Below are 21,532 nucleotides of genomic sequence, written 5' to 3'. Positions count from 1 at the left end.
AGGATTTAGCAAGATTATTTCGGAACAAGCCGGAAGCCTGGCTATTTTCCGATACAAAAACTGGAGAAAATCTCGCCTAGTAGATCGTCGGAGGTAAATTCGCCGGTGATGGTGGACAAGCTGGTTTGCGCTTGACGCAACTCTTCCGCGACCAGTTCGTGGGCTTGATGCTGCAATTGCTCGGCAGCGCGATCAACGGCTTGTGCCGCCAGTTGCAAAGCCTGAATGTGCCGGGTTCTGGCGACAAATACATTGTCCGCACTTTCCGTAAACCCCATGCTTTGCTTCAAATGTTGGCGCAGCAAATCCAGGCCCAGCCGGTGCTTGATGGATAAATGGATTTCCGTGCCTTGCGGGGTTTCCAAGACTTTAGCTTGGCCTCCGACCAAATCGATTTTATTGAAGACTTTGGTAATGGCGATATTGGCAGGCAGACTGGCATCCAGGCTGGCGCTGTCCGGGTCGGTGCTGTCTATCAACAATAAAATCCGGTCGGCCTTGGCGATTTCCTGGCGAGCACGGCGGATGCCTTCCTGTTCGACGGGATTGTCGCTATCGTGCAAGCCGGCGGTATCGATCACATGCAAGGGCATGCCGTCCAACTGAATACGTTCGCGCAAGACGTCGCGGGTGGTGCCGGCGATGTCGGTGACAATGGCCGCGTCGTGGCCGGCCAAGACATTTAACAAGCTGGATTTGCCGGCATTGGGCTTGCCGGCTAATACCAGGGTCATGCCGTCGTGCAAAAGTCTGCCTTGCTGGGCGGTTTTGCCGATGTCGGCGAGCTTGGTTTGCAAGCGTGCTATGCGCCCTGCCAGCACACCGTCACCGAGAAAGTCGATTTCTTCGTCGACAAAATCGATGGCCGCTTCGATAAACACCCGCAGCTCGATCAGTTCGTCTATCAGTTCGTTGATTTGTTCGGAAAACACGCCCTGCATGGATTGCTGGGCGGAGCGCACCGCTTGTTCGGTGCCGCTGCTGATCAGGTCGGCTATCGCTTCGGCTTGTGCCAAGTCGATTTTGTTGTTTAGAAAAGCTCGCTGGCTGAATTCACCAGGGTTAGCCAAGCGCGCGCCCAATGCCAGCACCCGCCGCAGCAGCATATCCAGCACCACACTGCCACCGTGGCCTTGCAGTTCGATAACCTGTTCGCCGGTGAATGAAGCCGGCGCGGCAAAATGCAGCAACAAGCCGCTGTCGATTATCCGGCCATCGGCATCGAGAAAATTGGCAAATTGAGCGTAGCGGGGTTTGGGAAGCGCTTTGCCAGTGAGGCTTTGCGCGAGTCCGGGCGCGGATGGCCCGGAGATGCGAATGACGCCGACGCCGCCGTTACCGGGCGGCGTGGCAATGGCGGCTATGGTGTCGCCGTCTAGCATTAAGGTACTACGCTATGCTTGTGCGCATCCTCTTCGAGCACGTGTTTAGTGATGTACCACTGTTGGATGATCGACAAGCTGTTGTTGCAAATCCAGTACAGTACCAAACCGGACGGGAAGAACAGGAAGAACACGGTGAACACGATAGGGAACATTTTCATCACCTGCGCTTGCAGCGGATCGATAGGCGCCGGATTCAAACTTTGCTGAATCTTCATGGTGATACCGTACAGAATCGGCAGCAAATAGAACGGGTCTTGCGCGGATAGATCGTGAATCCACAAGGCAAATTCAGCCTGACGCAATTCCACCGTTTCGATCAATACCCAATACAGTGAGATAAATACCGGGATCTGCACCATGATCGGCAAACAGCCGCCCAAGGGGTTGACCTTTTCTTTTTTGTACATCGCCATCATTTCAGTGTTGAACTTCTGGCGGTCGTCGGGATAACGTTCTTGCAGCTCTTTCAAACGCGGCTGAATTTTGCGCATTTTTGCCATGGACTGGAAGCTGGCTTTAGACAGCTTGAAGAACAACAATTTGATACACAGAGTGACACCCAAAATCGCCACACCCCAGTTTTCGACGTAGCCATAGATTTGGTTTAACAGCCAATAAATCGGCTTGGCAACCACGGTCAACCAGCTGTAATCGACTGTCAATTCCAAACCAGGCGCCACAGCCTCCATGATCGGTTGGATTTTGGGGCCGACAAACAATTGCGACTTAAGCACTGCTTCGCCATTGGCGGGCACGCTGACATCCGGTGAATAGGAGCCGATGACATAGCGCGCATCATTCAATGCTTTGGTGTAGAAATGGTTTTCCTGATCCGCAGGCGGAATCCAGGCAGCAGCAAAATAATGCTGGATAAACGCACTCCAACCGCCTTGGCTGACCACGTTTAAAGTGTCGTCCGCCATGTCTTCGTACTTAACTTTTTTATACTTGTCTTTTTCGGTGTAAACCACGCCACCGGAATAGGTTCTGATGAAGTTATTATTGCTTTTATCGCTGTGTTCAACCCGTAGCAATTGGTCGTACTGTTTACCAACCCAGGGGTTGGCGGTTTGGTTGACGACTTTTTGCTCGACTTGCACCAGATAGCTGCCGCGTTTGAAGGTAAAAGTTTTGGTGACTTTCAAACCTTGCTGATCGGTCCAGCTCAATGGAATACTGATTTGCTCTTGGCCGTCCGCCAGCTCGTAAGCGGTTTGCTCGGCAGTAAACACGGCATGGTGATCGGGGGCTGCGGCGGAGTTTTGGCTGGCTACCAGACCGGTTTGCGCCAAGAACATTTTTTCGGGGCTGCTATCGAACAGACGGATAGGCGATAAATCTTTCTCAGGTGCTTGCATACCGATCAAAGCGTAGGCCGCATTAACCGCGGAATTTACTTTTTCGTGCGGATATTGCAATAGATCGAGATTGCGTAAGGTCCCGCCCTCGGTATCGATTTCCAATGCAAACACATCGGTTTTGATTTTGATGACTTTGTCGGCGGCTATTTGCGCGGCAACGGCCTGACCAGCGGCTTGTTGGCTACCTGGTTGCGCTTGATCCACATTAGCCACGGTGCCGGCATCGCCAGCAACAATGGGCTTGTCGGAGATGATGGCCTGCGGCTTGGGACCGTAATCAATCTGCCATGATTCCCACAACATGTAGGAGATCATCAACATCGCCATGACAAGTACAAATCTTATGTTATCCATTGTTATTTACTCAATTTTTCCGGAACAGGATCGATGCCACCCTCGTGGAAGGGATGGCATTTCAATAATCGTCGAAGCGTGAGGTAAGAGCCTTTGAAAGCACCATGAATCTGGATTGCCTCTAAGCCATAACTTGAACAGCTGGGATAAAAACGACATCTGGGTCCCAGCAAAGGACTTATGAAGTATTTGTAAAGCTTGATCAGGGTTATGAGCAGGAATCGCATCGATCTACCAGTTTATGCCAATGCCTTTCCAATGACTTCCTCAATATCGGCGAGGCTGCATTTGCTGCGTCGCCTCTTGCCAAAACAACAATATCAATGCTGACGATATGTTGACGCTGTAATCTAAAACTTTCCCTGACAGCCCTTTTTATGCGATTCCTTGCGACTGCTTTTTTTATAGTTTTTTTTGCGATGGCCAAACCCAGCCGCGGATGCGGCAGGATATTGCTCGTCGCCAACACCGTAAAATATTTATCTGTCGATTTTACGGGATTGGTAAATACTTTTTTATACTCAGCAGGCGTCCCTAGCCGATACTGATCGGAAAAGCCGAAATCTTCCGCCGACAATTAAACCGTCAGCGATGCGCGGCCTTTAGCTCTGCGCGCATTAATCACTCTGCGGCCGCCAACGGTAGCCATTCTGGCACGAAAGCCATGGGTTCTGGCGCGTTTGAGTTTGCTTGGTTGATAAGTTCTTTTCATGTGCTACTGCCTATGTTGATAAAAACGGATAAAAAAGGCTGCGAATAATACGTTACAGCCTTGCTACTGTCAATTTGACTTGTTCATTTCCAAAACGGTGCAAAATGGGCTAATCTCTGGAACACTACTGCTGTATTCAGCATCACTAAAGGAGATTTGTCATGCATAAATTACCGTTTAAATCGATTTTAGCAACCAGTCTGTTAGTCGCCGGTTGCGCCACGACCACCGGCTGGACCCCTACCGTGGATACTTATAACGACCCCAATGCATTTCGCTTGAACCAGGACATGCAGGAATGCGAGCAGTTGGCTTCGCAATCGGCCAGTACCGTTAAAGATACGGCCACGGGCGCAGCCGTTGGCGGCTTGATAGGCGCGGCGGGCGGTGCGGCAATTGGTGCGGTAGTCGGCAATCCTGGCACTGGCGCGGCCATCGGCGCGGCGGCAGGCGGTATTGGCGGCGGAGCACAACAAGGCATGCACTCCAACGATAGCTATAAAAACGCCTACCGAAACTGCCTCAGACAACGTGGGCACAACGTGGTCAATTAACCAGCATAACCCACCATCACTATTTTGGAGGCATTGGTTCCGTTTATAGTCGTTACGATCATCATTGTACTGGTATTCGACTACACCAATGGTTTTCATGATGCCTCCAACATAATTGCCGGAGCCATTGCCTCACGGGCGATGACTCCGGTGCAGGCGGTCATGGTGGTTGCCGGCTTCGAATTCCTGGGCCCGCTACTAGGCGGTACCGCCGTCGCCAACACCATCGGCACCTTGCTCGATCTATCCGCCATCCCCAAAGCCGATGCACTATTAATCGTGGTATCCGGACTTTTCGCCGCAGTGTTCTGGAATTTGTTTACCTGGTGGCGCGGCCTGCCGTCGTCGTCGTCGCACGCACTGGTGGGCGGCTTGATAGGCGCCACGCTAATCGGCATAGGCAGTGACCCCATAGATTGGGGATTCAATGATTTAAGCCATGGCCGGATACACGGCTTCAGTAAAATCCTGCTGGCTTTATTGCTCTCGCCGATATTGGGCTTTCTGGTCGGCTTTGCGCTGCAACGACTGACTATGTTTTTGTTGCGAGCCGCATCGCCAAGCATCAACCAGCAGCTACGCCACGCCCAATGGTTGACAGCCGCTGCACTGGCCTTTTCTCACGGCGCCAACGACGCACAAAAAAGCATGGGTATGTTGACCTTGATATTGTTACTTAGCGGTGAAATCGACAGTTTCCGGGTACCGACCTGGGTGATGCTATTTTGCGCCAGCGCGATGACCGCCGGCGTGTTAACCGGCGGCTGGCGCATAGTGCGCACCCTGGGTTTTGCGATTTATAAAATCCGCCCGATCCACGCTCTGAACGCGCAACTTAGCGCATGCCTGACGATTTTTGGCAGTTCGCTGCTCGGCGCCCCGGTTTCGACAACACACGTAGTGGCATCGTCGATCATGGGTATCGGCGCATCGGATCGTCCAAGAGCAGTGCGCTGGGGAAAGGCCATCGAAATTTTGCAAACCTGGCTTATCACCATCCCCGGCTCGGCAATCATTGCGAGCATTAGCTTTCTAATATTCGATTATTTTCTTACATAAATAGGCCCTGTAGTTTCGCATGCCATCCCCCAAGCTTTCACTAGCCTCCCGCCTGTATCAAAGAATATTCCCGAAAACCGCCGACTTCTTTCTATTGCTGCACCAACAATGTCAGCAGGTCTGCATTACTGTCGACAACCTGGTCCGTTTCATGGCCAGCGAATCCGTAGAAGCCGGCAAGATGTTGAAAGAAGACGAGCACGAAGCCGACCGAATCCGCATGCATAACCTGCACGAACTCAACAGCTCGTTTGCCACGCCGATAGACCGCGAAGACATCTACCGCGCCATCGCCTCCATGGACAGCATCGTCACCTATTGCAAAAGCACGTATAACGAAATGGAAGCGCTGGAACTTAACCCCGACCGCCATTCGCAAGCGATGGTAATCGAGCTGCAAGTCGGCATTAAAGCCCTGGAACGCGGCTTTGCGATATTGGGCAAGCATCCGTCCGAAGCTGAACAACACGCCTTCGCCGCGAGGCATTCGGAACGCCGCATCGAAAAGATGTACCGCAAAGCCATCGCCGAGCTGTTCCAAGGCCAAGACTACTTAAACATGTTTAAACAACGCGAGCTTTACCGACATCTATCCAATGCTGCCGACAAGGTGCATGCCACCGCCAACGTCCTGGAAGACATCATCGTCAAACTCGGCTAAATAGTACTGCAAGTCGGGCAAAAAGCCCCGCTCAGCCCCTTATTTTCAACGGGCGACTGCGGTGGGCATCGGCCCCAAAAGCCCAATCATCCATGCTACAATCTGCCCCGATTTAAATCCCGTTACTCAAAGAGGTTCACTTCGTGGCAAACATTACCAGCCGAAAATCCGCAATGACTCTTTTTTCATCCCCAACCTGCATTTTGAGCCACTGTGCCAGGCTGGTCGTATACGAAAAAGGTGTACCAGCGGAAATCGAGTTTTTCGACCCGAACGACCCGCCCGAAGACTTGCTGGAACTGAACCCCAACGGCAATGCACCGACTTTCGTCGAGCGCGATTTGGTGCTTTACGATGCCCGCATCATCATGGAATATCTGGACGAACGCTTCCCGCATCCCGCCTTGCACCAAATGGACCCGGTCTCGCGCGCCAACGCCCGGATGCTGATCAAACGCATCGATCAAGAGTGGTATCCGTTACTGGATGACGTACTAGTCAACGGCGATAAAAAAGCCGCCAAAGCCAAAAAAATGCTGCGAGAAAGCTTGATGGCAGCCGCGCCGGTATTTGAGGCCACAACCTATTTCATGAGTGAAGAATATTCCCTGATCGATTGCGCAATGGCGCCGTTCTTATGGCGGCTACCTAGCATCGGCATCGACATCGCCAGCCTAGGCAAAGGCATCACCGCCTACGCCAACCGCCTCTTCTCCAGACGGGCTTTTCAAGAAAGCCTGAGCCGTGAAGAAAAAGACATGATGCAAACCCCAAGCAAATGACCCCACTAAAACCGTATCTGATTCGCTCGATCTACGAGTGGATCGTCGACAACAGCCTGACTCCTCATCTGTTGGTAAATGCCGACCATCCTGGAGTGACGCTGCCGGGCGACTTTGTGGAAGACGGCAGAATCGTGCTAAACATGCGTCCCGAAGCCATCCAAGGTTTGGTGCTGGGCAATGAAGAAATCCAGTTCAACGCCCGTTTTTCCGGCAAGCCCATGCGCATAATCGCGCCGTGCAAAGCCGTATTGGCCATCTATGCGAAGGAAAACGGCAAGGGCATGATTTTTGACCCTGAAGAAAACGAAGACGAAAACCCGCCGACGCCGACAGAGCCTAAACCCCCGCAAAGACCACAGTTAAGGGTTGTTAAATAAGCAACGCTAATGCCGAGAAGCATGCCCGGCCCCGGCATATTCTTCAGTCAGCCGACCAATAATTAGCGCCGAAACCCAGTAAACACCTGTACACCGTCAAGACACCGACTAAACTGTGCGCTAGAATGCCGAGTCATTTAAATCCGGGGGGATAAACGATGTCGCACGATACAGCCAAGGTCTATAGCGAAACCGAAATCGCCGAGCGTTTAACACAAGAACTACCGCACTGGTATTACGAGAACGGCTGGATCCGCCGCAAAATCAAGACCAGCGGCTGGAAAGCCACTTTGATGGTAGTAAACACTGTCGGTCACTTAGCGGAAAAAGCTTGGCACCACCCGGATCTAACCGTTTCCTATGCGTTTGTGATCGTCAAACTGGTCACGCATTCGGCCAAAGGCATCACAGACAAAGACTTTACCTTGGCCAAGAAAATTGAAGAAGTGGTGATGTGGGATGCTGCGGAAACCTCCGCCGGCATTTTCGAAGGCACACCCGACGACCCCCGTTTCAAATACATCAAAAAAGATTGAGGACTTTTCTTATGACTGAAATAACCGAGGTGCCCAGCCCCTTTTGCGGCATCGGTACCGACGACCTGAGCATACAGGTGGACGGCGCAACACTGAAAGTGACCACAAACGGCTGCGCGGTCAATACACCGGCTTTCGAACAAGCGATCACCGACACCACACCGCGCATCGCCGGCCAGTTGGTTAGCCTGGAAGCCGCGACACGCAAAGCCGCCGAACTGTTGCGTGGCACTAATCAGCCCTTGATTGGCGGCTGTGCGACCGACGTTAACGGCATGCGCGCCCTGCTGGCTTTGGCCGATAAAAGCGGCGCGGCGGTCGATAACCTGAATTTCAACAATGCCCGCCGCAATTTGCTGGCTTTGCAAGATTCCGGCTGGATGAACACCACGCTAGCCGAACTGAAAAACCGTTGCGATCTGTTGCTGGTGGTTGGCACCGACTTGGAAGCTTTTGCGCCACGTTTTTTCGAAAAATATCTCTGGAACGAGGAATCGATGTTTCTCGACAGCACGGCTAACCGCGACATTATTTATCTGGGTAAAGCGCCCTCCGGAAACGCCTCAACGTCTCCGACCGGCCAAAAAGCTAGCGTTCTGCCTTGTGCTGACGCCGACTTACCGGAATTAACCGCCGCATTGTCAGCCCTGGTTAAAGGCCACTTGCTACACGCGCACAGCGTCGCCGGCATCGCCATTACCGATCTGCAAGCCATCGCCGACAAACTGAAAGCTGCTCACTACGGCGTCGTACTTTGGGGCGCAGCGGCATTGGCATTCGATCAAGCCGAGCTGACCGTACAAACCCTGTGCAGTATCGTTAAGGACCTCAATCAATTGGGCACCCGCTGCTCCGGCTTTCCGCTGGGCGGCAAGGAAGGCGATCAAACCGCCAATCAAGTCTGCGGTTGGACGACCGGCTACCCCGCGCGCGTCAACTTTGCCCGTGGCTACCCCGAGTACGATCCGTATCTCTACGAAACCCAAGCACTTTTAGATAATGGCGAAGCCGATGCCTTGGTTTGGGTGCAGGCTTTTAATAGCAGCGCACTGCCGCCAAAAACCGCCTTACCGACCATCGTTGTCGGCCGCTCCGGCATGAAATTTGAGGAAGAGCCCGATGTATTCATTCCGGTCGGTACGCCCGGCATCGACCATGCCGGCCATGCCTACCGTCTGGATAATGTGGTGGCGATCCGTCTGAAAAAATTGCGAGACTCCGGCCTACCCAGTACCGCCGAAGTCCTGACCGCCATCGAACAAGCACTGTAGGAAGCCGATATGCTGACAAAACTCACAGGTGGTACCGTTTACGATCCGGCCAGCGGCGTCGACGGCCAACAGCAAGACATTTACATTCAGGATGGCCGCATTATCGATGCGCCGACAGACGGACGCCCAGTCGATCACGAATACGATTTACGCGGCAAAGTGGTCATGTCCGGCGCCATCGACATGCACACCCATATCGGTGGCGGCAAAGGCAATATCGCCCGCACCCTGTTGCCGGAAGACCACCGCATGGATCCGGTGCATCGCACGCCTATAACCCGCTCCGGCAACGGTCACGCCATGCCCAGCACTTACGTGGCGGGCTACCGTTACGCGGAAATGGGCTACACCGCTTGCTTCGAACCCGCAGTATTGCCGATCAATGCTCGCCAAGCGCACATGGAAATGGGCGACACGCCCATTGTCGACAAAGGCGGCTATGTGATGATGGGCAGCGACGACTTCCTGCTGCGGATGATGACCGCTAACAAAGACCAAAAAGCCATCAACGATTACGTGGCCTGGAACTTAAATGCCGCCAAAGGCATCGGCATCAAAGTGGTGAATGCCGGCGGCATCAGCGCGTTTAAATTTAATCAGCGCAAACTGGATCTGGACGAGCAAAACAGCCATTACGCTGTCACGCCCAGACAAATCCTGCAAACCCTGGCCAGGGCCGTGCAAGAACTCGGCATTACCCATCCGCTACATGTACACGGCTGCAACCTGGGTGTACCCGGCAACCTGGAAACTACTTTAAATACCATTCAAGGCGTCGAAGGTTTGCCGGTGCACTTGACCCATATTCAGTTCCACAGCTACGGTAAAGAAGGCGATTTCAAATTCTCCTCCGGCGCTGCGCAAATTGCCGAAGCGATCAATAGTAACCCAAACATTACGGCCGATGTCGGCCAGATCCTGTTCGGACAAACCGTTACCGCCTCCGGCGATAACATGCGCCAACACGCCAACCACCGCTTTGCCAGCCCTAATAAGTGGGTGTGCATGGACATCGAATGCGATGCCGGTTGCGGCGTGGTGCCGTTCAAATATAAAGACCAGAATTTCGTCAACGCCTTGCAATGGGCGATCGGTTTGGAAATCTTTCTGCTGGTCAACGATCCTTGGCGAATATTCCTGACCACCGATCACCCGAACGGCGCACCGTTCACCAGCTATCCGCACCTGATCCGCCTGCTGATGGACCGCAGCTTCCGTAACGATATGCTGGCAACGATACACCCGGAAGCGCAGAAAATGACCACGCTGGCGTCTATCGAACGCGAGTACAGCTTGAACGAAATAGCAATCATGACCCGCGCCGGTGCTGCCCGCATCATAGGCTTGAAGGACCGTGGCGCGTTGAGCGCCGGTAACTGGGCCGACATAACCATTTACACCGAAAATGCTGATAGGCAGGCGATGTTTACCAAGCCGGATTACGTATTCAAGGACGGCGAATTGGTGGTGAAAGACGGCCAAGTCGTCAAAGTAACCTGGGGCACAACCCACATCGTCAAACCGGAATACGACCTGTCCATCGAAAAAGATCTCAAACCTTATTTCGACAAATACCTGACCATGAAACTCGGCAACTTTAAAATCAGCGACGACGAAATTAGCGAAGACGGACGCGGCAGCTTGACGGCGCATCCATTAAGAGGTGCAGCATGATCATTAATGGCGTAACCATCGACAAAACCTTCGCCGAAGCCTTCCCGATGAAGGCGACGCGGGCCATCATCACCGCTCAGAACGAAAAATGGGCGATGATTTCCGCGCAAGCCATGACCGGCTTTGCAACATCGGTAATTGCCTGCGGCTGCGAGGCAGGTATCGAACGGGTGTTGAGCCCTGACGAAACCCCGGACGGACGGCCCGGCGTGGCAATCATGATCTATGCGATGGGCGGCAAGGGTTTGGCCAAGCAATTGGAAACCCGCGCTGGCCAATGCGTATTAACCTCACCGACGTCTGCCTTATTTGCCGGCATCGAAGGCGGCAAGCCCATTCCTTTGGGCAAAAACCTACGCTACTTCGGCGACGGCTTTCAAATCGCCAAGAAAATCGGCGGCAAGCGCTACTGGCGCGTACCAGTGATGGACGGTGAATTTCTGACCGAAGCGACCACCGGCATGGTCGATGCGGTCGGCGGCGGTAACTTCCTGGTGCTGGCCGAATCACAACCACAAGCTTTGGCGGCCTGCGAGGCGGCGATTGAGGAAATGCGCAAAATGCCTAACGTCATCATGCCCTTCCCCGGCGGCGTGGTGCGCTCCGGTTCCAAGGTCGGTTCAAAATATGCTTCATTGGGGGCATCGACCAACGATGCTTTCTGTCCCACCTTGAAAGGTATCACTAAGACCGATTTGTCACCTGAGATTGAGTCAGTGATGGAAATCGTCATCGACGGTTTAAGTAAGGAAGACATAGACAAGGCCATGCGCGTGGGTATTCAAGCGGTTTGCGACCTGGGTGCCGCCAACGGCATCAAACGCATCAGCGCCGGCAATTACGGCGGCAAACTGGGTCCATTCCACTTTCATTTGCAGGAGATCATGGCATGAGCGCGTTAACCTTTACCCTGAAGGAACAGCAACCCACACAACGCGTCGATATGTCGCCGCTGGTTTGCCAAAAACTGCAAGGTTTGGACGTCAATGCCATTGCCGCCATTACCCTGCAAACCGGCAAAAGCCGTCTGCGCGTAGACGATTTGTTTTACATTACCGGCAAAAATACCCAAGAAATCATCGTTGCCGGCAGCATCAACAAACTGGATTTTATCGGCAAGGAATTGGATGGCGGCAGTATCAGCGTGCAAGGCGATGCCGGCGCTTATCTGGGCATGCAAATGAAATCAGGCAGTATCAGCGTTAGTGGCGATACCGGTTTATACGCCGCCTGCGAAATGAAAAACGGCCTGATCCAGATCGACGGCGATGCCGGCGACTTTCTGGGTGGAGCATTGCCCGGCAACAAGCAAGGCATGAAGGGCGGCACGGTCCTGGTAAGAGGCAATGTCGGTCAACGCGCCGGCGATCACATGCGCCGTGGCCAAATTTTGATTGAAGGCAATGCCGGCGATTATTGCGGCTCACGAATGCTGGCTGGCACCATCGCGGTGATGGGTAGCACCGGTCGCTATTTAGGCTATGCGATGCGGCGCGGTACCTTACTGCTGTGGAATCAACCGCAACTGTCTGCCACCTTCAACGACTGCGGTTCGCATACGCTGGCTTTTTTGCCGATACTATTTGCGTCTTTCAAATCCTTCGATTCCCGTTTTGCAGACAGCGGCGCGGCGTTTAACCGCGTGCAACGTTACGGCGGTGACATGGCGGAAACCGGACGCGGCGAAGTGTTGGTTCGAATCTAATCCATTACCGCGTAAATTGGCTACGGTTTGCGCGGCGCCTCTCAAGTGAAACCAATACTCACAACGACAAATCACAACCGTAACGTTGCAGGCCTGAAATACGTTTACCCCGTCATCTCCCGCCGTGCCCGCGGTTTGTCGATAGGTGTAAATTTCAACCCTAACAACGCCTGCAACTGGCGTTGTATTTATTGTCAGGTACCGGAATTACAGCGCGGCAATGCACCGGAAATGGATTTTGCATTACTGGAGCAGGAATTGTGTTTCTTTCTGGATTACGTGCAACACGGTGCTTTTTTCGAGCAATTTAACGTAGAAGTCGAGCAACGCGTTATCAAGGATATCGCTATTTCCGGCAACGGCGAACCGACCAGCCTGATAGATTTCGATAAAGCCGTCCGTTTGATTGGCCAGATCGCCACGGACTCAGGCGTGTTTCCGGCCGGCAAATTCGTATTGATCAGCAATGGCAGTTTGATACACCAATCGACGGTGCAAGCTGGCTTGGTGGAATTGGACCGTTATGACGGCGAACTATGGTTCAAACTGGACAGCGCGACAGAACAGGGCCGCAAGCTGATCAACAACACCGGCCAAAGCCAGCAAAAGTTATTGGAACACCTGAAGATTGCCACCAGCTTATGCCCAACCAAATTACAATCCTGCATGCTGCATTATCAGCAAGCCTGGTTGGACAGCGAAAAACAGGCCTATTTGGCGCTTTTGCAGGAATTACAGGTTAGCAAGATCAAACTGCACGAAATCATGCTTTACAGTGTGGCCAGACAATCTTGCCAAGCGGAAGCAGACAATTTAGAAAGGATGAGTTTTGAAGAGATGAATGCCTTTGCCGCTGACATCAAAGCTCTGGGCTATGATGTCAGCGTTAGCCATTAGGCTTTAATATCAATTATTGAGCCCAACATTTTTTCATGAGCCTTGATAACTTTGGCGCCAGCCGACGTTTCCAACTCAGCCTCTTTCAGGCTTAACACCGGCTTGAATAAATCGGCGGCACCGACATCTTTTGAGCCGCCGACTTCCTGGGCTTGCACCGGCAAATTGGCGACGGTTTGTGCGGCCGTGCTGGCCTTTTGCTGAGCATTGCTGATCAGACTGGTTGCGCTACTCAGTGCGTTGCTAATCATGGTACACCTCCTGCAAATCGAATTTGCATCATACCGCTCCGGCTATCGGCTTGCCAAGCGCGGAACTTTAACTTCTCAACGCCGTTTTGACTACCTAGTCACACTTAGCTAACTATTTGTCTTTTTTGAATATTTTCAGGTACAGCGCCTTCAACAACGGCAAACCTTGGCTCTGAAATTTCGACCAGCCATAGGCCCCGGTTTGCTGCAGAAACTCACCTAATTTTTTAGCGGCAGATTCTCCGCCAATCTGTTTAAATTTAGCCTCGACTACGGTGCTCCACTGCTGTCTAGGCTGACCGCCCGCATCGAGAAATACACTATCGAACAGCCACATTTCCGCGACGGACACCGTCCACATAAACGCAAACGACACCGCCATGCCGCCGCCCGCCACGATCACCAGCCACGCGAACATCGGATCCAGCTTCGTCAACCACCACGACAAAATATCTACCAGCAAAAACACATAAGGCATGCCGATCGCGATACATTTGTATTTGATGGTACTGGTTTCCGAAAAACTGAAAATCAAACCAACAAACATGAAGATAAAGCTAATGCCGAACAAGTGAATATGCGAAACCCGGGTCAGCGAACTAAAGGTGGCGCCTTCGTCTTCCTTGGTCAATTCCTTCAACACTTTAAAATCGCTCAAATCGGGAACCGACGCATCTTTGTTGTGGCACATCACACACCGTTCCTGAATGATTTTATCGACACCGTTATCGATAAAATCATCCTTATCGGCACCATCGCGCACCCATTGAATAATGGCGAAACGTTCCCGTTCGGAGGCGTTCTCCTTCATGGAGCCGTTCAGTTTAGTTTCCAGCACGGTTCCCGAGCGATTGCCGTAATAGCTGTAGACAATATCGTCTATGGACAAGCCAAACTTGCCGTCAGCCATACCGTGAGTAAACAGAATCTGGATTAGAGCCATCAAATACCCGACCGCAACGGTAGTCAAGTAGCCGGTAAACAGCACTTTGACAGGGGTATCCATTTGTTTTAAAGAGGAAAATTCGCGTGCCATAATTAGTTACGCCGGTTTGGAAGGGATGGTTGCATTATAACTTGGTTATATTGCCATCGATCAATAAATCCATTTTGTTTCGGGCATAAAAAAGGCCCTTGCAAGCAAGAGCCTTTTTACCCGTAACCGTTAACGCTTATCTGGGCAGGACGTTCGCAGCAGTTAAACCCTTAGGACCGGACTCGATATCGAATTGCACCGATTGGCCTGGAGACAAGGTTTTAAAACCATCGCCCTTAATAACAGAATGATGCACAAACACATCTTCTTTGCCTTCGGAAGGCTCGATAAATCCAAACCCTTTGGTATTGTTGAACCACTTTACAGTGCCTGTTGCCATTTTTAAAAACTCCTACAAAATAAAACTAATGGTTACGCAGACCGACAATATTGACAACCGGACCTGCTGACTAGCAATGGCCATAATCCCTCAACATCTGTTATCTGAGCGGCGACATTGTACTTTGAAACATTTAGCAAGGCTACCAACGATGTCCATGCAAACCCGGCAAACAACAGCAATAATTTCATCCGTAAAATTGTGGACTTATCTGCCAGTCATCGCTTGAAAAGCGTCGCATAACGCCCCATCTCTGCGCCAACACAATTGATATTCCAAAAGAGGTACGCAGCATGCGAATGGATAAATTAACCAGTAAATTTCAACAAGCGCTCAGCGACGCGCAAAGCATGGCGCTAGGTAAGGACCACCAATTCATAGAGCCTTTGCATGTGATGTTGGCGTTAATCGATCAGGAAGGTGGCAGTATCAAGCCGTTACTGATGCAGGTTGGTATTCAAGTCAACGCGCTGCGCAACGAGTTGACCAAGGAAATAGACAGTCTGGCCAGCGTCTCCGGTGCTGGCGGCGATGTGCAGATTTCCAACGAACTATCGCGGATGCTGAATCTGACCGACAAACTTGCGCAAAAACGTAAAGACGCGTTTATCTCCAGCGAGTTGTTTCTATTGGCTGCAATGGAAGCCAGCGGCTCCTTGCAAAAACTCCTAAAACAGGCCGGCGTCACCGCCTCCTCGGTTGAAAAAGCCATCGAAAACATGCGCGGCGGTCAGAATATCAACGACGCCAATGCCGAGGATCAACGTCAGGCCCTGAAAAAATACACCATCAACCTGACCGAACGCGCAGAACTTGGCAAGCTCGACCCGGTAATCGGCCGCGACGACGAAATCCGCCGCACCATTCAAGTGTTGCAACGTCGTACCAAAAATAATCCGGTATTGATCGGCGAACCTGGCGTCGGAAAAACTGCGATTGTGGAAGGGTTGGCGCAACGTATCGTCAACGGCGAAGTACCCGAGGGTATCAAGGGCAAGCAATTGCTGTCGCTGGATATGGCTGCGCTGATTGCCGGGGCCAAATTTCGCGGCGAGTTTGAAGAACGCTTGAAAGCGGTGCTGAACGACGTCGCTAAAATGGAAGGCCAAGTAATCTTGTTTATCGATGAGTTGCACACCATGGTCGGGGCCGGCAAGGCCGAAGGCGCAATGGACGCCGGCAACATGCTTAAACCAGCCTTGGCGCGCGGCGAGCTACATTGCGTGGGCGCTACGACATTGGATGAATATCGTCAATACATCGAAAAAGACGCCGCACTGGAACGACGCTTTCAAAAGGTGCTGGTCGATGAACCGTCGGTTGAAGACACCGTGGCCATTCTCCGCGGCTTGAAAGAGCGTTATGAGATTCATCACCGTGTCGACATCACCGACCCTGCCATCGTCGCTGCTGCCGTGCTGTCTCACCGTTATATTTCCGACCGCCAGTTGCCAGACAAAGCGATTGATTTGATCGATGAAGCAGCCAGTCGGATTAGGATGGAAATGGACTCCAAGCCAGAGGCCATGGATAAACTGGGCCGGCGTTTGATTCAGCTAAAAATCGAGCGCGAAGCGATGAAGAATGAAACCGACGCGGCTTCGAAAAAACGCCTGGATATTTTGCAGGTGGAAATTGCCGACCTGGAAAAAGAGTATTCCGATCTGGATGAAATCTGGAAAGCGGAAAAGGCCGCGCTACAAGGCACTGCCACCATAAAAGAGCATCTGGAACAGGCCCGCCTTGAGTTGGAAGCTGCACGGCGTAACCAGGATTACGCGCGGATGTCGGAACTGCAATACGGCGATATTCCCAAGCTGGAAAAAGAACTTGATCTGGCCTCACAAGCCGAAATGCAGGAAACAACACTGCTGCGCAGCAAAGTCACAGAGGAAGAAATCGCCGAAGTCGTTTCCAAATGGACCGGCATCCCGGTTTCGAAAATGATGGAAGGCGAACGCGAAAAACTGCTGCGTATGGAAGAAGAACTAGGCAAGCGGGTGATAGGCCAAACCGAGGCTTTAAAAGCCGTCAGCAATGCGATCCGCCGCTCCCGCGCCGGCTTATCAGACCCGAATCGACCGAACGGTTCATTCCTGTTCTTGGGCCCAACCGGTGTGGGTAAAACCGAACTATGCAAAGCCTTGGCTGAGTTTATGTTCGACACCGAAGACGCCATGATACGCATCGACATGTCGGAATTTATGGAGAAACATTCGGTGGCGCGCTTGATAGGCGCACCTCCGGGCTATGTCGGCTATGAGGAAGGTGGCCATCTAACCGAAGCAGTGCGGCGCAAACCGTACTCGGTAATTTTGCTGGATGAAATTGAGAAAGCCCATGCCGATGTGTTTAACGTGCTGTTGCAGGTATTGGACGACGGCCGACTGACTGACGGACAAGGCCGCACGGTAGATTTTAAAAATACCGTGATAGTGATGACCTCCAATTTAGGTTCCAGCTTGATTCAGGAGCTTTCAGGGGAAGATAATTATCTTGAAATGAAAGATGCGGTGATGGACATCGTTGGCCAACATTTCCGGCCTGAGTTCATCAACCGGATTGACGAAGCGGTGGTATTCCACCCACTGGCCCATGGTCAAATCCGGGCAATCTGCAAAATCCAGATCGAATTGTTGCGCCGTCGCTTGCAGGAAAAAGACGTCGGCATGGAGATCAGCGAAACCGCGTTGGATTTACTCGGGGAAGCCGGTTTCGACCCGGTTTATGGCGCGCGACCACTAAAACGAGCCATACAACGGCAGTTGGAAAATCCGTTGGCTAATGAAATTCTGTCGGGGCATTTCCTTTCCGGGGATGTAATAAAAATCGATGTCGCTCACGATGGACTGACTTTTAGTAAGTAACGATAACGCCGGGAGCCAGGCTGGACCAAGGTCTAACCCGGCTCCCGACTACTATTCCTTCGCCCCTGCCTGAACCAAAATATCCTCAATTGCTTTATGTCCGCGAGTCCGGGCAAACTGCAATGCATTCGCGGTCGGCGTTGCACCCTTGGCCAATAATAGCTTTACCATTTCCAACTGCCCTCTACCGGCAGCCAATCCCAGCGCAGCAGAACCTCCCGCGTTCACATCCATGCCGGCATCCAGAAACAGCTTTACCGCCAGCATATCGCCGGCACCGGCCGATGCTGCGAATTGCGACTCGGCATATTCGATACCCAATTGCTGCAATTCTTTCCTAGCGCTGACAGCATCTGCGGCAAACGATACGTCGACCTGAAATAGGCATGCCGCCGCCAACGTTAAAACGACTACAACACCCGCTCGACGCTTGTGAAATGAGAGCTTGCCGATCATATCAACCTCCGCAGGAAATAAGCCACGTCGCCAACCACATGATATGCCGAATCATATTTTGATTACCCTGCCCTCGGCGGCCGATTGCAGCGCGGCAACAATGGTCCGACAGTTGTCTCGGGCATCGTTGAATGACAATTGCGGATCCTTATTATTTAACACGCAATCGCTGAAATGCTCTATTTCCAAGCGAAAGTGATTAGCAGCAGGCAAGCGCTCTTCTGACTGCCGACCGTCTTCGGTCCACCAGGAGATGACCGGCACATCTCCAGGCAACTGCCAAACTAAATGGCATTTGATCCCGCCTTGAGTACCGATAATTTCGTACTCGCAGCGCCGCGCCCGCTCGAAACTGAAGTCGAAATGCGCGAATTTTCCGTCGCCAAAATCCAGTATGCCGCTAGTCGTGATGTCGGCACCGCTTTCCACATATTTGGATACAGCCGTCACAGTGCGGGGCGCTTGTTGAAAGAACATGCGCAATGAATGGATTGCATAACAGCCGATGTCCCACATCGCCCCGCCGCCTCGCGAGACATCCTCAGCCAATCGATACATTCGCGCCGGCCGCATCATGAACGAGTAACTGGCGCGCACCGAACGGATTTCGCCTATCAAACCGGACCGGATCAACTCCAATACACGGGCGTGCTGCGGATGGAATCGGTACATAAAACCTTCCATCACGGTCACCCGGTAACGGCGAGCAGCGGTTTCGATCGCCTCAATGTCCTCCACCGTCAACGCCATCGGTTTTTCGCAAAGCACATGCTTACGGTGCTCAATGGCCCGCAAGGCCCATTCCGCATGCTCATGATTAGCCATGGGTAAGTAGATGGCTTGCACGTCTTCGTCGTTTAGCAACGCGTCCAGATTGTCGTAAGGCTGTATTTCCGGATGACAAGGGGCGTATTGAGCGAGCGTTTGCGCAGCGGCACCAGCCCGACGGCTGGCTATGCCAACCAGCTTCGCGTTGGACGCTTCGACTATTACCGGCAACAGGCGCTCGTTGATACGAGCTGCACCGAGAATGCCCCATCGAAGTTTGGCTTGATCTTGGTTATTCATGACAGTACCTTTGGACTGATGAGCTGAGAGCTATCAGATTAGCAGCTTGTCCGCGCGCCGCAAGCACCTCAACCCAAAAAGTTATACGAGAGCGTACAGTCCGTGACTAACAGCGAGGCTAGAAACCAGGGTACCTGCGCAATATAAAAACACCGCGCATAAAAAAGGCCCAAGCAACATCTGTTGCACAGGCCTTGTTGATCTATCGACTTTCAGTCGAGATCAAGCCATCGCCCGCAGCCTGTCGTTAAGCCTGCTTTTGTTGCGAGCAGCTTTATTTTTGTGGATCAGGCCTTTGTTAACGGCCGAATCGATGATGGGAACAGCGGTTTTAAACGCGGCTTGAGCTTGCTCTTTATCGCCTGCTCTAACAGCGGCGATCACTTTTTTGATGAAAGTGCGTAAGTTGCTGCGCTGTCCGGCATTGCGAATACGGCTTTTCTCAGCCTGACGCGCTCTTTTTCTAGCTTGTGGTGAATTAGCCATAGTCTATCAGTTCTTTTGAGTTAATCTGGAACCGCGTATTATCAATTTGGATGCTATGATTGTCAAATTTTTAGTGTTTACAATCTTAATCCAAGGCCTGCAGTGAGCAAGCAGCTATTTAAATCCACCGCAATCGTTAGCAGTATGACCATGATTTCGCGGATCATGGGTTTTGTGCGAGACATGCTGTTTGCCAACATCTTTGGGGTTAACGCGGCAACCGATGCGTTCTTTGTAGCCTTTAGGATCCCGAATTTTCTACGCCGTTTATTCATGGAAGGCGCGTTCGCCCAAGCTTTTGTACCGGCCCTGTCGGATTATAACGAAAAAGGCAGCCGCCAAGCACTGCGGCTGTTTATCGACCGCACTGCCGGCACATTGGCCGCTTTATTGGTGCTAATCACCCTGGCAGGAGTAATTGCCGCACCGCTGCTGATTATGCTGTTCGCTCCGGGATTTTTATGGGAAGGCGGCCAGTACGAGCTAGCCGTGCAAATGCTCCGCATCACCTTCCCCTATTTGTTCTTCGTTACCTTGGTTGCGTTCGCCGGTGCGATTTTGAACGCACGAGGTAAATTCGCCATTCCGGCCCTGACCCCGGTATTTCTGAATATTTGCATGATAGCCGCAGCGATCTGGATTTCGCCGCTAATGGCAGAACCCATTATGGCCCTGGCTTGGGGCGTATTCGGCGCCGGCGTAGTGCAATTGCTGTTTCAAATCCCCGCACTGCTGCAGCTCGGCTTGTTACCGCGACCACGCTGGGGCTACCAAGACCCCGCAGTGCAACGCATGTTAAAGCAGATGCTCCCCGCAATTTTTGGGGTATCCGTGGTGCAAGTTAATTTACTGTTCGGTACCCTCGTGGCCTCGTTTTTGACTTCCGGCAGCGTTTCCTGGCTGTATTACTCCGACCGACTGGTGGAGTTTCCGCTCGGCATTTTGGGCGTGGCGCTGGCGACGGTGATTTTACCCAGATTATCTGAAAATCATGCCGCGGACGATGCCCTGGCCTTTTCCAAGGCCTTAGACTGGGGCTTGAAATTGGTATTGTTGATCGGCTTGCCAGCCACACTGGGCTTGACGCTGCTGGCCGAACCATTGCTATCGACACTATTTCAATATAATGAATTTGGCAGCAAAGATGTGCGGATGGCCGGCAAAAGCCTGATGGCTTACGCGCTGGGTTTATTAGCATTTATGCTGATCAAGATCCTGGTTCCAGGCTTTACTTCACGGCAGGATACGCAAACACCGATGCGTTTCGGAATGCATTCCATCATCGCGAATATTGTTTTGAGTCTATTGCTGGCATTTCCCTTGGCGCATGCCGGCATCGCACTGGCAACCACCTTGTCGGCTTACCTAAACGCGTTACTCCTGCTGCTTAACTTGTTAAAAACCCGAATTTACCGGCCTCGCGAGCAATGGCTATCATTCATCCTGCGGATTGTGGCGGCCAACGCAATTATGTCGGCTTTTTTATATTATTTTGTCGATGCCACGCTCTGGCTGGATTGGAACGCCACGCAACGTAGCTTGCATCTGGGAATGGCAATCGGCTTAGCAATCTTGATTTATAGTTTGGCGCTAGTATTACTGGGCATCCGCCCCCGACATATCGGCCTGCAAAAATCCTTACCGACTTGAGATTCTCTGCGACGCCACCATTGTCATGTAGAATGCACCGCAAACAG

At 52.2% G+C, this 21,532-nt stretch carries 24 protein-coding genes; 13 read left to right on the top strand and 11 right to left on the bottom strand.

The window, feature by feature from the left end; genetic code table 11:
* Positions 1-41 precede the first annotated feature (41 nt).
* The 5 genes from mnmE to rpmH are packed head-to-tail and all read right to left on the bottom strand — an operon-like array spanning position 42 to position 3,812.
* Entirely contained in the window at positions 42-1,382 is a 1,341-nt protein-coding gene (gene mnmE, locus EBA_RS02395) for a tRNA uridine-5-carboxymethylaminomethyl(34) synthesis GTPase MnmE (protein ID WP_192372885.1), read from the bottom strand.
* Positions 1,382-3,100, bottom strand: coding sequence for a membrane protein insertase YidC (gene yidC, locus EBA_RS02390; RefSeq protein ID WP_192372883.1), 1,719 nt, complete (start codon positions 3,098-3,100; stop codon positions 1,382-1,384). Before yidC ends, mnmE begins: the two co-directional genes overlap by 1 nt.
* A gap of 2 nt (positions 3,101-3,102) precedes the next feature.
* Positions 3,103-3,327, bottom strand: a complete 225-nt coding sequence (gene yidD / locus EBA_RS02385) for a membrane protein insertion efficiency factor YidD (RefSeq protein ID WP_082769240.1) — start codon at positions 3,325-3,327, stop codon at positions 3,103-3,105.
* Entirely contained in the window at positions 3,309-3,677 is a 369-nt protein-coding gene (gene rnpA / locus EBA_RS02380) for a ribonuclease P protein component (RefSeq protein WP_192372881.1), read from the bottom strand. The genes yidD and rnpA overlap by 19 nt, the downstream gene beginning before the upstream one ends.
* Positions 3,678-3,812, bottom strand: a complete 135-nt coding sequence (gene rpmH, locus EBA_RS02375; RefSeq protein ID WP_013820710.1) for a 50S ribosomal protein L34 — start codon at positions 3,810-3,812, stop codon at positions 3,678-3,680. It lies immediately after the preceding gene.
* Positions 3,813-3,973: 161 nt separating this feature from the next.
* Between rpmH and EBA_RS02370 the strand changes: the two genes are divergently transcribed.
* The 11 genes from EBA_RS02370 to EBA_RS02320 all read left to right on the top strand — a co-directional run bounded on the left by EBA_RS02370 (position 3,974) and on the right by EBA_RS02320 (position 13,331).
* On the top strand, positions 3,974-4,366 hold the full coding sequence (locus tag EBA_RS02370) for a glycine zipper family protein (RefSeq protein WP_192372879.1): 393 nt from the start codon (positions 3,974-3,976) through the stop codon (positions 4,364-4,366).
* A 33-nt stretch (positions 4,367-4,399) separates the two neighbouring features.
* On the top strand, positions 4,400-5,425 hold the full coding sequence (locus EBA_RS02365) for an inorganic phosphate transporter (protein ID WP_192372877.1): 1,026 nt from the start codon (positions 4,400-4,402) through the stop codon (positions 5,423-5,425).
* A 19-nt stretch (positions 5,426-5,444) separates the two neighbouring features.
* Positions 5,445-6,086, top strand: a complete 642-nt coding sequence (locus EBA_RS02360) for a DUF47 domain-containing protein (protein ID WP_192372875.1) — start codon at positions 5,445-5,447, stop codon at positions 6,084-6,086.
* A gap of 173 nt (positions 6,087-6,259) precedes the next feature.
* Positions 6,260-6,868 (top strand): glutathione S-transferase N-terminal domain-containing protein, encoded by a 609-nt coding sequence (locus EBA_RS02355; protein WP_223146634.1) that lies wholly within the window; start codon positions 6,260-6,262, stop codon positions 6,866-6,868.
* Positions 6,865-7,248 (top strand): ClpXP protease specificity-enhancing factor, encoded by a 384-nt coding sequence (locus EBA_RS02350; RefSeq protein WP_192372871.1) that lies wholly within the window; start codon positions 6,865-6,867, stop codon positions 7,246-7,248. The genes EBA_RS02355 and EBA_RS02350 overlap by 4 nt, the downstream gene beginning before the upstream one ends.
* Positions 7,249-7,406: 158 nt before the next feature.
* Entirely contained in the window at positions 7,407-7,784 is a 378-nt protein-coding gene (locus EBA_RS02345; RefSeq protein WP_192372869.1) for a 4a-hydroxytetrahydrobiopterin dehydratase, read from the top strand.
* Between the two features lie 11 nt (positions 7,785-7,795).
* Complete coding sequence (locus EBA_RS02340) at positions 7,796-9,055, top strand: formylmethanofuran dehydrogenase subunit B (RefSeq protein ID WP_192372867.1); 1,260 nt, start codon at positions 7,796-7,798, stop codon at positions 9,053-9,055.
* Positions 9,056-9,064: 9 nt separating this feature from the next.
* Positions 9,065-10,729 carry a formylmethanofuran dehydrogenase subunit A gene (locus EBA_RS02335; RefSeq protein ID WP_192372865.1) on the top strand — a complete coding sequence of 555 codons (1,665 nt, stop codon included), beginning with the start codon at positions 9,065-9,067 and terminating at the stop codon, positions 10,727-10,729.
* On the top strand, positions 10,726-11,622 hold the full coding sequence (fhcD, locus tag EBA_RS02330) for a formylmethanofuran--tetrahydromethanopterin N-formyltransferase (RefSeq protein WP_192372863.1): 897 nt from the start codon (positions 10,726-10,728) through the stop codon (positions 11,620-11,622). The genes EBA_RS02335 and fhcD overlap by 4 nt, the downstream gene beginning before the upstream one ends.
* Positions 11,619-12,434 carry a formylmethanofuran dehydrogenase subunit C gene (locus tag EBA_RS02325; protein ID WP_192372861.1) on the top strand — a complete coding sequence of 272 codons (816 nt, stop codon included), beginning with the start codon at positions 11,619-11,621 and terminating at the stop codon, positions 12,432-12,434. Before fhcD ends, EBA_RS02325 begins: the two co-directional genes overlap by 4 nt.
* 45 nt (positions 12,435-12,479) lie before the next feature.
* Positions 12,480-13,331, top strand: a complete 852-nt coding sequence (locus EBA_RS02320; RefSeq protein ID WP_192372859.1) for a radical SAM protein — start codon at positions 12,480-12,482, stop codon at positions 13,329-13,331.
* Here the strand turns inward: EBA_RS02320 and EBA_RS02315 are convergent.
* The 3 genes from EBA_RS02315 to EBA_RS02305 all read right to left on the bottom strand — a co-directional run bounded on the left by EBA_RS02315 (position 13,328) and on the right by EBA_RS02305 (position 14,958).
* A complete protein-coding gene (locus EBA_RS02315; RefSeq protein WP_192372857.1) occupies positions 13,328-13,582 on the bottom strand; it encodes a hypothetical protein in 255 nt (84 codons plus the stop codon). The genes EBA_RS02320 and EBA_RS02315 overlap by 4 nt on opposite strands.
* Before the next feature lie 112 nt (positions 13,583-13,694).
* A complete protein-coding gene (locus EBA_RS02310) occupies positions 13,695-14,618 on the bottom strand; it encodes a hypothetical protein (RefSeq protein ID WP_192372855.1) in 924 nt (307 codons plus the stop codon).
* Between the two features lie 136 nt (positions 14,619-14,754).
* Complete coding sequence (locus tag EBA_RS02305) at positions 14,755-14,958, bottom strand: cold-shock protein (RefSeq protein ID WP_192372853.1); 204 nt, start codon at positions 14,956-14,958, stop codon at positions 14,755-14,757.
* Between the two features lie 293 nt (positions 14,959-15,251).
* Here EBA_RS02305 and clpB point away from each other — a divergent pair, with 293 nt between their 5' ends.
* Positions 15,252-17,825, top strand: coding sequence for an ATP-dependent chaperone ClpB (gene clpB, locus EBA_RS02300; RefSeq protein WP_192372851.1), 2,574 nt, complete (start codon positions 15,252-15,254; stop codon positions 17,823-17,825).
* A gap of 51 nt (positions 17,826-17,876) precedes the next feature.
* Here the strand turns inward: clpB and EBA_RS02295 are convergent, their stop codons facing one another.
* The 3 genes from EBA_RS02295 to rpsT form a co-directional block, all read right to left on the bottom strand.
* Complete coding sequence (locus EBA_RS02295) at positions 17,877-18,281, bottom strand: ankyrin repeat domain-containing protein (protein WP_192372849.1); 405 nt, start codon at positions 18,279-18,281, stop codon at positions 17,877-17,879.
* A 51-nt stretch (positions 18,282-18,332) separates the two neighbouring features.
* On the bottom strand, positions 18,333-19,349 hold the full coding sequence (locus EBA_RS02290; protein WP_192372847.1) for a Gfo/Idh/MocA family protein: 1,017 nt from the start codon (positions 19,347-19,349) through the stop codon (positions 18,333-18,335).
* Positions 19,350-19,571: 222 nt separating this feature from the next.
* Positions 19,572-19,835 (bottom strand): 30S ribosomal protein S20, encoded by a 264-nt coding sequence (gene rpsT / locus EBA_RS02285; protein WP_192372845.1) that lies wholly within the window; start codon positions 19,833-19,835, stop codon positions 19,572-19,574.
* Positions 19,836-19,937: 102 nt separating this feature from the next.
* Between rpsT and murJ the strand changes: the two genes are divergently transcribed.
* A complete protein-coding gene (gene murJ / locus EBA_RS02280) occupies positions 19,938-21,485 on the top strand; it encodes a murein biosynthesis integral membrane protein MurJ (RefSeq protein WP_192372843.1) in 1,548 nt (515 codons plus the stop codon).
* Positions 21,486-21,532: the final 47 nt, after the last annotated feature.

The organism is Methylomonas albis (assembly GCF_014850955.1).
In the GTDB taxonomy this organism is placed as follows: Bacteria; Pseudomonadota; Gammaproteobacteria; order Methylococcales; family Methylomonadaceae; genus Methylomonas; species Methylomonas albis.
The sequence above is the reverse complement of the archived record's forward strand: the minus strand, read 5'-3'. Positions and strand labels throughout refer to the sequence as shown.

Coding starts and splice junctions, on each gene's coding strand:
- mnmE (WP_192372885.1), bottom strand. CDS start 1,382: ATGCTAGACGGCGACACCATAGCCGCCATTGCCACGCCGCCCGGTAAC.
- yidC (WP_192372883.1), bottom strand. CDS start 3,100: ATGGATAACATAAGATTTGTACTTGTCATGGCGATGTTGATGATCTCC.
- yidD (WP_082769240.1), bottom strand. CDS start 3,327: ATGCGATTCCTGCTCATAACCCTGATCAAGCTTTACAAATACTTCATA.
- rpmH (WP_013820710.1), bottom strand. CDS start 3,812: ATGAAAAGAACTTATCAACCAAGCAAACTCAAACGCGCCAGAACCCAT.
- EBA_RS02370 (WP_192372879.1), top strand. CDS start 3,974: ATGCATAAATTACCGTTTAAATCGATTTTAGCAACCAGTCTGTTAGTC.
- EBA_RS02360 (WP_192372875.1), top strand. CDS start 5,445: ATGCCATCCCCCAAGCTTTCACTAGCCTCCCGCCTGTATCAAAGAATA.
- EBA_RS02355 (WP_223146634.1), top strand. CDS start 6,260: ATGACTCTTTTTTCATCCCCAACCTGCATTTTGAGCCACTGTGCCAGG.
- EBA_RS02350 (WP_192372871.1), top strand. CDS start 6,865: ATGACCCCACTAAAACCGTATCTGATTCGCTCGATCTACGAGTGGATC.
- EBA_RS02345 (WP_192372869.1), top strand. CDS start 7,407: ATGTCGCACGATACAGCCAAGGTCTATAGCGAAACCGAAATCGCCGAG.
- EBA_RS02340 (WP_192372867.1), top strand. CDS start 7,796: ATGACTGAAATAACCGAGGTGCCCAGCCCCTTTTGCGGCATCGGTACC.
- EBA_RS02335 (WP_192372865.1), top strand. CDS start 9,065: ATGCTGACAAAACTCACAGGTGGTACCGTTTACGATCCGGCCAGCGGC.
- fhcD (WP_192372863.1), top strand. CDS start 10,726: ATGATCATTAATGGCGTAACCATCGACAAAACCTTCGCCGAAGCCTTC.
- EBA_RS02325 (WP_192372861.1), top strand. CDS start 11,619: ATGAGCGCGTTAACCTTTACCCTGAAGGAACAGCAACCCACACAACGC.
- EBA_RS02315 (WP_192372857.1), bottom strand. CDS start 13,582: ATGATTAGCAACGCACTGAGTAGCGCAACCAGTCTGATCAGCAATGCT.
- EBA_RS02310 (WP_192372855.1), bottom strand. CDS start 14,618: ATGGCACGCGAATTTTCCTCTTTAAAACAAATGGATACCCCTGTCAAA.
- EBA_RS02305 (WP_192372853.1), bottom strand. CDS start 14,958: ATGGCAACAGGCACTGTAAAGTGGTTCAACAATACCAAAGGGTTTGGA.
- clpB (WP_192372851.1), top strand. CDS start 15,252: ATGCGAATGGATAAATTAACCAGTAAATTTCAACAAGCGCTCAGCGAC.
- EBA_RS02295 (WP_192372849.1), bottom strand. CDS start 18,281: ATGATCGGCAAGCTCTCATTTCACAAGCGTCGAGCGGGTGTTGTAGTC.
- EBA_RS02290 (WP_192372847.1), bottom strand. CDS start 19,349: ATGAATAACCAAGATCAAGCCAAACTTCGATGGGGCATTCTCGGTGCA.
- rpsT (WP_192372845.1), bottom strand. CDS start 19,835: ATGGCTAATTCACCACAAGCTAGAAAAAGAGCGCGTCAGGCTGAGAAA.